At 69.7% G+C, this 10458-nt stretch carries 11 protein-coding genes; 5 read left to right on the plus strand and 6 right to left on the minus strand.

The annotated features are described in order from the left end of the window. The first annotated feature begins 86 nt into the window (after positions 1–86). Both H5J26_RS09240 and H5J26_RS09245 read left to right on the plus strand, forming a co-directional pair. Positions 87–731 carry an IclR family transcriptional regulator gene (locus H5J26_RS09240; protein WP_181765260.1) on the plus strand — a complete coding sequence of 215 codons (645 nt, stop codon included), beginning with the start codon at positions 87–89 and terminating at the stop codon, positions 729–731. A 232-nt stretch (positions 732–963) separates the two neighbouring features. Beyond that, positions 964–1770, plus strand: a complete 807-nt coding sequence (locus H5J26_RS09245; protein ID WP_419183773.1) for a S16 family serine protease — start codon at positions 964–966, stop codon at positions 1768–1770. A 58-nt stretch (positions 1771–1828) separates the two neighbouring features. Here the strand turns inward: H5J26_RS09245 and H5J26_RS09250 are convergent, their stop codons facing one another. From H5J26_RS09250 to H5J26_RS09270, 5 genes are all read right to left on the minus strand, one after another. Next, positions 1829–2866 (minus strand): glycine betaine ABC transporter substrate-binding protein, encoded by a 1038-nt coding sequence (locus H5J26_RS09250; RefSeq protein ID WP_181765261.1) that lies wholly within the window; start codon positions 2864–2866, stop codon positions 1829–1831. Next, positions 2866–3708, minus strand: a complete 843-nt coding sequence (locus H5J26_RS09255) for an ABC transporter permease (protein WP_181765271.1) — start codon at positions 3706–3708, stop codon at positions 2866–2868. The genes H5J26_RS09250 and H5J26_RS09255 overlap by 1 nt, the downstream gene beginning before the upstream one ends. 101 nt (positions 3709–3809) lie before the next feature. After that, positions 3810–5090: a betaine/proline/choline family ABC transporter ATP-binding protein gene (locus H5J26_RS09260; protein WP_181765262.1), complete on the minus strand. Its 1281-nt coding sequence runs from the start codon at positions 5088–5090 to the stop codon at positions 3810–3812. Beyond that, complete coding sequence (locus H5J26_RS09265; protein WP_181765263.1) at positions 5083–5730, minus strand: ABC transporter permease; 648 nt, start codon at positions 5728–5730, stop codon at positions 5083–5085. The genes H5J26_RS09260 and H5J26_RS09265 overlap by 8 nt, the downstream gene beginning before the upstream one ends. Positions 5731–5806: 76 nt before the next feature. Continuing rightward, on the minus strand, positions 5807–6319 hold the full coding sequence (locus H5J26_RS09270; protein ID WP_181765264.1) for an Lrp/AsnC family transcriptional regulator: 513 nt from the start codon (positions 6317–6319) through the stop codon (positions 5807–5809). Positions 6320–6453: 134 nt separating this feature from the next. On the opposite strand from H5J26_RS09270, the gene hppD reads away from it, so the two are divergent. Further along, the gene (gene hppD, locus H5J26_RS09275) at positions 6454–7611 is read left to right on the plus strand and encodes a 4-hydroxyphenylpyruvate dioxygenase (protein ID WP_181765265.1); all 1158 of its coding nucleotides are present in this window, start codon (positions 6454–6456) and stop codon (positions 7609–7611) included. 97 nt (positions 7612–7708) lie between these two features. After that, on the plus strand, positions 7709–9076 hold the full coding sequence (locus tag H5J26_RS09280) for an FAD-binding oxidoreductase (RefSeq protein ID WP_181765266.1): 1368 nt from the start codon (positions 7709–7711) through the stop codon (positions 9074–9076). Positions 9077–9237: 161 nt separating this feature from the next. Here the strand turns inward: H5J26_RS09280 and H5J26_RS09285 are convergent, their stop codons facing one another. Continuing rightward, a complete protein-coding gene (locus tag H5J26_RS09285; protein WP_181765267.1) occupies positions 9238–9723 on the minus strand; it encodes an SsgA family sporulation/cell division regulator in 486 nt (161 codons plus the stop codon). Positions 9724–9986: 263 nt separating this feature from the next. Here H5J26_RS09285 and H5J26_RS09290 point away from each other — a divergent pair. Continuing rightward, the coding region (locus tag H5J26_RS09290; RefSeq protein WP_181765268.1) for a DUF2510 domain-containing protein at positions 9987–10458 on the plus strand (472 nt) is incomplete at its 3' end.

Here is a 10458-nt window from a genome sequence, read left to right on the forward strand (position 1 = left end):
TGTCGATCGCTAAGTTTCCCGTCACACAACGCCCCCCTGGTAGCGCCCCCCACCCCGTGCCGCCACTCACCCACGAGAGGAGCGTCGTGACAGCGGAGACCTCTCAGACGCTCGACAGGGGACTGCGTGTCCTCAAGCTGCTCGCCGACACCGATCACGGCCTGACCGTGACCGAGCTGTCCAACAAGCTCGGTGTCAACCGCACAGTCGTGTACCGCCTGCTGGCCACGCTGGAACAGCACGCGCTGGTCCGCCGGGACCTGGGCGGGCGTGCACGGGTCGGGCTCGGGGTGCTGCGGCTGGGCCGCCAGGTGCACCCGCTCGTACGGGAAGCGGCGCTTCCGGCGCTGCGCTCGCTGGCCGAGGAGGTCGGCGCCACCGCGCACCTCACCCTCGTCGACGGCACGGAGGCGCTGGCCGTCGCCGTGGTCGAGCCGAGCTGGACCGACTACCACGTGGCGTACCGCACCGGATTCCGGCACCCCCTCGACCGGGGGGCCGCGGGCCGAGCCGTACTCATGGGCCGCGGCCCCGAGAAGGACCTGGGCCCCGGCTTCGTACTCACGCACGGCGAACTGGAGGCCGGCGCGAGCGGAGCCGCAGCCCCCGTACGCGGTGTGACCGGCATCGAGGGGAGCGTGGGCGTGGTCATGCTCATCGACGCGGTCCCGCAGCAGGTGGGGGAGCGCGTGGTGAAGGCGGCGCAGGAAGTCGCCGACGCACTGCGCTGACAGCCGTCGGCAGGGAGGCCGCAGCCACCGCTCCTCGCCGCCTGGGCCTGTCCTTACGCGCCCTCGGAAGCCCCCGGAACGTCAGCCGACTGTGCTCGCGCAGTGAGCGTGCCGCGGGGCGACCGTGATGGAGCCCGAGGTACCGGACGAGGCGGCCGCCAACGGTTGTTAGGTTGCCGGGGTGAACACTCCCGAACCCCGCCCGTCCCTCCTCTCCCGGATCGGACAGGGCCTGCGTTCCCGGCTGCCTCTCTCACGGCGCGGGCGCACGATCGCGGTCTGCGCCGTGCCGCTGATCGCACTGCTGGCCGTCACCGCGGTGGTGCCGCTGCCGATGTCGCTCGCCCAGCCCGGTCTGACCGCGAACGTGGTCGGCCTGAACAAGAGCAAGCCGGTCATCACCGTCTCCGGCGCGGACAGCCGCGGCACGAGCGACGCCGACGGACGGCTGCTGATGACGACCATCGCGGCTACGCCGCCGGAGGCGGACGTCGAACTGCCGGAGGTCGTCCGCGCCTGGTTCAGCGAGGACCGGGCGGTGATGCCGACCGCGGCGGTCTACCCGGTGGGGGAGACCACCGAAGAGGTCGAGAAGCACAGCAAGGACGAGATGCGGCAGTCGCAGAACGCGGCAGTCGACGCGGCGCTGCGGCAGCTGCACCTGTCACCCCGCAAGGTACGGGTCACGCTGCGCCTGGCCGACGTCGGCGGCCCCAGCGCGGGGCTGCTCTTCTCGCTCGGCATCGTCGACAAGCTCGACGGGGACGGCCGCGGCGGCAGCCTCACCGACGGCCGCTCCATCGCGGGCACCGGCACGATCAAGGAGAACGGCAAGGTGGGCCCGGTCGGCGGGGTGAGCCTGAAGACCAAGGCGGCGAAGCGCGACGGAGCGACCGTATTCCTCGTGCCGGCAGCCGAGTGCGGTGAGGCGAAGGCCCTGCGCCCGGAGGGCCTTCGCCTCATCCCCGTACGGACGCTGGACGGGACGCTGGACTCGCTCAAGGCGCTCAAGGACGGCGGCCGGGTGCCCAGTTGCTGACCGCCCGGTCCTTCACCGGCTGAAGAGCTGACCGTGCCCCGGCCGAACGGCCGTCGTCTCAGCCCGTCTTGATGAAGCCTTCCCGCACCAGCCAGTCCTTGGCGACGTCGTGCGGGTCCTGACCTTCCACGTCCACCTTCGCGTTGAGCTTCTGCGCCATCTTGTTGTTGAGCGCCTTGGTGATGGGAGCGAGCAGCCCGGCGATCTCCGGGTACTCCTTCATCGTCTCGCTGTTCATCTCGGGCGCGACGTTGTAGTTCGGGAAGAACTTCTTGTCGTCCTCCAGGATCTTCAACTTCAGCGCCGGGATGCGGCCGTCGGTCGCGGCGATCGCGCCGAAGACGCACGGCTTGCCCTTGGCCGTCTGCGTGTAGACGACACCGCCGGCCATCTTGTGGACCCGGCCGGCGGGGAACTTCATGCCGTACTTCTTCGCCATGCCCACGAGGCCGTCCTGCCGGGAGGCGAACTCGTTCTCCACGCACACCGAGCCGGCCTTCGGGTTCTCGCGGGAGAGCTCGGCGACGTCGGAGAGGGTCTTCGTGCCGTACTTCTTCTGCAGCTTCTCGCTGACGACCAGCGCGTAGGTGTTGTCGAGGGCGGACGGTTCGAGCCACTCGACGCCGTTCGCACGGTCCTCCTTCTGCACGGCCTCCCACTGCTTCCTCGGGTCGGGGATGGGCTTGGTGTGGGCGAGGTAGGTGATCCAGGACGTGCCGGTGTACTCGTACATGCCGTCCGCCGTGCCGGTCTCCACAGCCGAGCGCGCGCCGATGGAGCCCTGGACGGCCGTGCGGTCGACGACGTCGGCCCCGGCGGCGCGGAAGACCAGCCCCATGATCTTGCCCAGGATGATCTGCTCAGTGAACTCCTTGGAGGTCACGGTCAGTTGGGCGTCCTTCAAGGGCTGGCCCGACCCCACCTTGCCCGGCCGCACCTTGTCGCTCATGGGACTGCCGCTGACCAGTCCGCAGCCGCTGAGCGAGCCGGCCAGCGCCAGGGCCGTCAGCCCGGCGGCGAGCGCGGCCGTACGGCTGGAGGGGCGCAGGGACGCACCAGTGCGGCGTGGAGGTCGCTGTAGCCGTGGCGTGCGCATCAGGACGATCCCTCCAAGCCGCGCGGGCGCAGCAGCAGTTCGACGAGTGAGGCGATCCAGTCGATCAGCAGCGCGAGTGCGACCGTGAGGATCGAGCCGAGCATCAGCACCGGCATCCGCTGGTTGGTGATGCCGGAGGAGATCAGGTCTCCGAGCCCGCCGCCGCCGATGAACGTGGCGAGGGTGGCCGTCCCGACGTTGAGGACGAGCGCGTTGCGCACGCCCGCCAGGATCAGCGGTACGGCCAGCGGGAGTTCGACCTTGGCCAGCACTCCCAGCGACGACATCCCGATGCCCTTCGCCGCCTCGGTCAGTCCGGGGTCGATGCCGCGCAGCCCCGTGATGGTGTTGGCCAGGACGGGCAGCACCGCGTAGACCACCATGCCGACGACCGCCGTGGTCTGGCCGATGTTGAGCCAGAAGACCAGCAGCACCAGCAGGCCGAGAGAGGGGATCGCCTGGCCGAGGTTGGCCACGGCCATGGCGACGGGCGTGGCCTTGCGCAGGAACGGGCGGGTGAGCGCGATGCCGAGAGGTATGGCGATGACCAGCACCCAGAAGGTGGAGATCACCGTCATCTCGATGTGCTGGCCCAGGCGCAGCGTGACGTTGCCGTCGGCGAGCGCGTTGCGGGCGATCGTGTCCAGCTCCGCGCTGCGGAACCACAGCCAGGTGCCGAGCAGAACGAGCCCGACCACACCCGGAAGGATGGTCAGCTTCTGCCAGGTCAGCCGTGCCAGCCGGCCCTCGGCGACGGCGGCTCCCCGGCGCGTTCCTTCGTCCTGTGGGGCGGCCTCGTCCGGTGCGACCGACTCGTCCGGTGCGGCGGCCTGACCCGGGATGCTCCCCGCGGCCTCGCTCCCCGGCCGTCCGGCGCTCTCCTCGGTGTCCGTCGAGCTCCCCGCGTCCCCGGTCGCTCCCGCGCCGGGTCCAGTCTCGTTGCTCACGTGAGGCCCTCCTGCGCGGCGTACGTCCGCCGGGCCTGCTGGTCGCTCAGCCGGTGCTGGTGCTCGATCGCCTCCAGCCGGTCGGCGTCGAGGAGGTCGTGCACGGAGTTCATCAGCGTCTCCACGTCGACGACGCCGGTGTACTCGCCGCGCCTGCCCGTGACCGCGACGCGTCCCGCGTTGTCCGTGAGCACCGCCTCCAGCGCGTCGCGCAGGGTCGCGTCACGGGTGACGGTGTCGTGCACGAGCGTGCCCGCGCGGGCCAACGAGCCCTTGGCGTGGGTGAGATCGCCGCGCCGCAGCCATTTGTACGGACGCTGCTTGCGGTCCAGCAGCAGCACCTCGTTCGTGGTGCCCGCGCTGAGCATCTCCGAGATGGTCTCCAGCGGTTCCTCGACCGTGGCGGTGGGGAAGTCGACTATCTCCACGTCCCGTACGCGCGTGAGGTTGAGGCGCTTGAGGGCGGCACCGGCTCCCACGAAACCGGAGACGAAGTCGTCAGCGGGGTTGGTGAGGATGGCCTCCGGGGTGTCGAACTGGGCGATGTGCGACTGCTCGCGCAGCACCGCGATGCGGTCGCCCAGCTTGATCGCCTCGTCGAAGTCGTGGGTGACGAAGACGATGGTCTTGCGCAACTCGTGCTGCAGACGGATCAGTTCGTCCTGAAGGTGGTCACGCGTGATTGGGTCGACGGCGCCGAAGGGCTCGTCCATCAGCAGCACGGGAGGGTCGGCTGCCAGTGCGCGGGCGACGCCGACGCGCTGCTGCTGACCGCCGGAGAGCTGGCGCGGGTAGCGGCCCTGGAACTCGGCCGGGTCCAGGCCGACGAGGTCGAGCATCTCCTCGACCCGCGCCTTGATCTTCGCCTTCGGCCACCCGGCCATCTTCGGGACCTGCGCGACGTTCTGCGCGACCGTCATGTGCGGGAAGAGGCCGGACGACTGGATCGCGTAACCGATCTTGCGGCGGAGCTTCACCGCGTCCATGTCCGTGACGTCCTCGTCGCCGATCCGGATGCGGCCCGAGGTGGGCTCGATCAGCCGGTTGATCATCTTCAGCAGGGTGGACTTGCCGCACCCCGACGGGCCGACTAGTACGACGATCTCGCCCGCCTTGACCTCCAGGCTGACGCCGTCCACCGCGGGTGCCGCGGAGCCGGAGTAGCGCTTGGTCAGGCCTTCGAGCTGGATGGTGGCACCGGATGCGCCGTCGCCGAGCGGCTGGGTCTTCCCCTCCACCGCCTCGCCGGACTCTGCTGCGGGTGTCGTCTCAGGCACGTATCCCCCTCGGGATGGTCAGGCGTCCGATGAGGACGTACGCGGCGTCGAAAAGCAGCGCGAGCACGACGATGCCGAGCGTTCCCGCGAGCACTTGGTTGAGGGCGTTGGCGCTGCCGAGCGAGGCCACGCCGCGGAAGATGAGGTTGCCCAGGCCGGGCCCCGAGGCGAAGGCCGCGATCGCGGCGATGCCCATGAGCATCTGGGTGGAGACGCGGATGCCGGTGAGGATCGGCGGCCAGGCCAGCGGCAGTTCGACCTTGAGCAGCTGCCGCGTCCGTGACATGCCGATGCCGCGGGCGGCGTCCACCAGCGAGGGGTCGACTCCGCGGAGTCCGACGATGGCGTTGCGGACGATGGGCAGCAGTCCGTACAGCGTCAGGGCGACGACGGTCGGTGCGACACCGAGCCCGACCAGCGGGATCAGCAGACCGATGAGCGCCAGCGAGGGCACGGTCAGGATCGTCGCGGTCGTCGTGGTGGCGAGATCCCCGGCCCACTCGCTGCGATAGGTCACGACACCGATGAGCACGCCGAGAACGGTCGCGGCCACCATGCACTGGAGGACCGCGCTCGCGTGCTGCAGGGAATCGGCCAGCAGTTGGGCCTGCCGGTTGCTGAGATACTCCCAGAAGCTCACTCTGGCATTCCTCGCTTCTTCATCCGTCTCCGTCGCTTCCGTCGCTTGTGCCTCGACCGGGCAGGGCCGTGCGCTCTCAGAGCACGTCGTCGCCGGTCGTCTGCCGTGGCTGAGCCGGGTCCGCCGTGCCCGCTGCCTGACGGACCAGCGGGATGATCCTCAGCGGCACGGGGTTCTCCATGACGATGGCCGTCGACGCCCGCATGATGCCGTCGAATCCGACGACGCGGTCGATCACCCGCTGCAGGTCGGCGTTCGACCGAGCGACGAGGCGGCAGAGCATATCCCCGTGCCCCGTCGTCGTATGCAGCTCCAGCACTTCCGGCACGGAGTTCAGGTGTGCGCGTACGTCCGAGCCCTGGCCCTGTTTGATCTCCAGGGTGGCGAAGGCGGTGACGGGATAGCCGATGGCCGACGGGTCGACGTCGGGCCCGAACCCGCGGATCACCCCAGCGGTCTTAAGCCTGTCCAGCCGGGCCTGCACGGTGCCGCGGGCGACGCCGAGACGCCGGGATGCCTCCAGCACCCCGATCCTCGGTTCGTCCGCGAGCAGTTCGAGCAGTCGTCCATCGAGCCGATCGATACCCACGGGTTCCCTTTCAGTAACCAACTTTCTGCGCACCTTGCACAGATCGTCCGGCTCAGGTCCAAGGCGGCTGTGCAAGGTGTTCAGTGATTACGGGAAGTATTGCGCACCTTGTGGAACGGGGGGAGCCTGAGGGCATGACTGAGACCACGCACGCAGCTCCCACGGCGACACCTCACGAGGGCGCCCGGCAAGCCGACTCCTTCCCGGTGAAGGGGATGGACGCGGTCGTCTTCGCCGTCGGCAACGCCAAGCAGGCCGCCCACTACTACTCCACGGCCTTCGGCATGAAGCTCGTCGCCTACTCCGGACCGGAGAACGGCAGCCGCGAGACCGCCAGTTACGTGCTCGAATCGGGTGCGGCCCGCTTCGTGTTCACCTCCGTCATCAAGCCCTCGACCGAGTGGGGCCGGTTCCTGGCCGAACATGTCGCCGCGCACGGCGACGGGGTCGTCGACCTGGCCATCGAGGTCCCCGACGCGCGCGCCGCCTACGCGCACGCCGTCGAGCACGGCGCCACCGGCGTCACCGAGCCCCACGTGAAGGAGGACGAGCACGGCACCGTCGTACTCGCCGCCATCGCGACCTACGGCAAGACGCGGCACACCCTCGTGGAGCGCTCCGGCTACAACGGCGTGTACCTGCCGGGCTTCTCGCCGGCGCAGCCGATGGTCGAGCCGGGCAAGCGCAACTTCCAGGCGATCGACCACTGCGTGGGCAACGTCGAACTCGGCAAGATGAACGAGTGGGTCGCCTTCTACAACAAGGTCATGGGCTTCACCAACATGAAGGAGTTCGTGGGCGACGACATCGCGACCGAGTACAGCGCGCTGATGTCGAAGGTCGTCGCCGACGGCACCCTGAAGGTCAAGTTCCCGATCAACGAGCCCGCGATCGCGAAGAAGAAGTCGCAGATCGACGAGTACCTGGAGTTCTACGGCGGTGCGGGCGTCCAGCACATCGCGCTCGCCACGAACGACATCGTCGCGACGGTACGGGCCATGCGCGCCGCCGGTGTGGAGTTCCTCCAGACGCCGGACTCCTACTACGACACCCTCGGCGAGTGGGCCGGCGAGACGCGGGTGCCCGTGGAGACGCTGCGGGAGCTGAAGATCCTCGTCGACCGGGACGAGGACGGCTACCTGCTGCAGATCTTCACCAAGCCGGTCCAGGACCGGCCCACCGTCTTCTTCGAGATGATCGAGCGGCACGGCTCCATGGGCTTCGGCAAGGGCAACTTCAAGGCGCTCTTCGAGGCGATCGAGCGCGAGCAGGACAAGCGCGGCAACCTCTGACGCCCGCCTGACCTCTCCGGCCTCCCGAACGCTCCACGCACCCGCCCGCATCGTCCCGCCTTCCCGGGCGGTGCGGGCGGGTGCGATGGTGGAGGCCATGAGCGAGCTGATCGCACGGCTGCGGGACGGACTGTCCGCCGACGCCGTCCTCACCGACCCGGACGTCACCGCCTCCTACGCCCGTGACATGGCCGACTTCTGCGAGGCCGGCACCCCCGCTGCGGTCGTGCTGCCCGGCACCGCCGAAGAGGTCCAGCACGTCATGCGCACCGCGACCGCGCTGCGCGTCCCCGTCGTCCCGCAGGGCGCCCGCACGGGCCTGTCCGGAGCGGCGAACGCCAGCGACGGCTGCATCGTCCTCTGTCTCGCGCGCATGAACCGGATCCTGGAGATCGACCCGGTCGACCGCGTCGCGGTCGTCGAACCCGGCGTCGTCAACGCGACCTTGTCGCGCGAGGTCAACGAGGTCGGCCTGCACTACCCCCCGGACCCGAGCAGTTGGGAGGAGTGCACCATCGGCGGCAACATCGGCACGGCCGCCGGCGGTCTGTGCTGCGTGAAGTACGGGGTCACCGCCGAATACGTGCTCGGTCTCGATGTCGTGCTGGCCGACGGGCGTCTGATGTCCACGGGCCGCCGCACGGCCAAGGGCGTCGCCGGCTACGACCTCACGCGGCTCTTCGTGGGCTCCGAGGGCACGCTCGGCGTCGTCGTACGTGCCGTTCTCGCCCTGAAGCCCCGGCCGCCCCGACAGCTCGCGCTGGCCGCGGAGTTCTCCTCGGCGGCAGCCGCGGGAGACGCGGTCTGCAGGATCATGGAGAGCGGCCACGTGCCCTCGCTGATGGAGCTGATGGACCGTACGACGCTGCGTGCGGTGAACGACCTGACCAGCATGGGACTGCCCGACTCCACCGAGGCGTTGCTCCTCGTCGCCTTCGACACCCCCGAGCCCGGCGAGGACCTGGCGGCCGTGGGGGAGCTGTGCAAGGCGGCGGGCGCGAGCGAGGTCGTACCCGCCGAGACCCAGGCGGAGTCGGAGATGCTGCTCCAGGCGCGGCGCAGCGTGCACTACGCGATGGAGGCCCTCGCGGGGACGACGCTGATCGACGACGTGTGCGTGCCCCGCTCGAAGCTCGCGGAGATGCTGGAGGGCACGGCGGCCGTCGGCGAGAAGTACGGCCTGACGGTGGGCGTCTGCGCACATGCCGGCGACGGGAACACCCATCCCACCGTCTGTTTCGACCCGGACGACGAGGACGAGACCCGCCGGGCACGCGAGGCGTTCGACGCGATCATGGCCCTCGGGCTGGAGCTGGGCGGCACCATCACCGGCGAACACGGCGTCGGCGTGCTGAAGAGGGAGTGGCTGGCCCGCGAACTCGGGCCTGTGGGGCTGGAGATGCAGCGCAGCATCAAGGAAGTGTTCGACCCGCTGGGGTTGTTGAACCCCGGGAAGCTCTTCTGAGCCGGGAAGTTCTTCTGAGCGGGGAAGCTCTTCTGAGCCGGAAAGGGCCTTCCGAGCCGGCAGGCACTCGCCGCCCGGGTGACTCGTCCGAACTACGGGCCACTCAGGGCACATTCATCGGGATTCATCGGATCGAGTGAAAAGCGTGAGGCGCGGTGAGGCTACGGCAGCACACCTCCGCCGTCACCCGACTCGTCCGACGGCGACGGGTCGCGCACGCACAGGTCGTCGCCCTGGGCGGCCTCCAGCAGATCCCTCAACGCCTTGTCCATGCCCAGCACTTCGGACTCCAGGCCAGGAGGGACCGCCCGCAGGGTGCGCTCCAGCCAGCCGGAGACGACGGAGGAGGGCATCTCCAGCAGGGCGTCGCCGTCCGGGGAGGAGAGCGCCACACAGAGGATGTCGCGGCCCTGGACCTTGGCCGGCCACACCCTCACGTCGCCCTCACCGCAGGCACGGAACACACCCTCGACCAGCAGCTCACGCGCGAAGGTCCAAGTGACGGAGGCGCCTTGGCCCACGTGGAACGCGATGTGGGCGGCGTAGGGATCGTCCGCGCGGTAGGTGAGCCGCGCGGGCACGGGGAGGTTGCGGTCAGGCGAAAGCACCAGCCTGATCTCAAGTTCGCATTCAACGAGGATCTGCATGGGCGTGCCCTTTCGTGATCACGCAGCCTGTGGTGGCGTGCACCTGTGGAGAGGGCCCAGGGCGTGAGTCCTTACGCGTCTTCGCTTCATTCTTCCTCCGCGGAGGGGTTGCGCGTCAGATGGGGCGGGCAAGTTGTCTGCCCTGTCTGGTAGATGTGGACACTACGCTTCACGGTTGCGCCGCGCGGGGGTAACTGCGTTGCACGTACGTCACAAGACGCCACAAGGCGACACAACGGTCGAACAGATACGGGATCTGGACTATGAGCGCGCCCCTCTCAGGATCCGGCGGCAGCCCCGCCCCTGGCTTCTATCCCGATCCGTCCATCCCCGGGTACATCCGATACTGGAACGGTTCCTCGTGGGTGCCGGGCACCAGCCGTCCCGAGCCGCGTGACGGTGAGCCGATGCCTGCGCCGCCGTCGGCTGCCGCCGCCTCCTCGGCGGTCTCCGCGGGCCCGCCGCCCACCGAGCCCGAGCCCGCACCCGAGGCGAGGCAGGGGATGCCCGCCGCGGCGGAGGAGACGGGCCCGGTCTTCCTCGACGAGGACCCGGACGTCGGCGGAGCGGGCGAGAGCATTCCGTCCGCGCGTGGTGGCGAGTCCCTGCCGGAGCTGCGCCCCCGCGGCGAGATCGCGCAGCCCGTGTCCTTGGACTGGGACGACCCGGGCCGTCTGCACGGCCAGCGCCCCGAGCCGGCCTCTGCATGGCAGGCGGACGCCTCCCGGCAGGCCG

This window comes from Streptomyces albidus (ex Kaewkla and Franco 2022) (genome assembly GCF_013870515.1).
GTDB classification, from domain to species: domain Bacteria; phylum Actinomycetota; class Actinomycetes; order Streptomycetales; family Streptomycetaceae; genus Streptomyces; species Streptomyces albidus.

Excerpts from the sequence above, each read along its gene's own strand:
- H5J26_RS09280 (WP_181765266.1), top strand. The coding sequence starts at position 7,709 with ATGAGCGAGCTGATCGCACGGCTGCGGGACGGACTGTCCGCCGACGCC.
- hppD (WP_181765265.1), top strand. The coding sequence starts at position 6,454 with ATGACTGAGACCACGCACGCAGCTCCCACGGCGACACCTCACGAGGGC.
- H5J26_RS09285 (WP_181765267.1), bottom strand. The coding sequence starts at position 9,723 with ATGCAGATCCTCGTTGAATGCGAACTTGAGATCAGGCTGGTGCTTTCG.
- H5J26_RS09250 (WP_181765261.1), bottom strand. The coding sequence starts at position 2,866 with ATGCGCACGCCACGGCTACAGCGACCTCCACGCCGCACTGGTGCGTCC.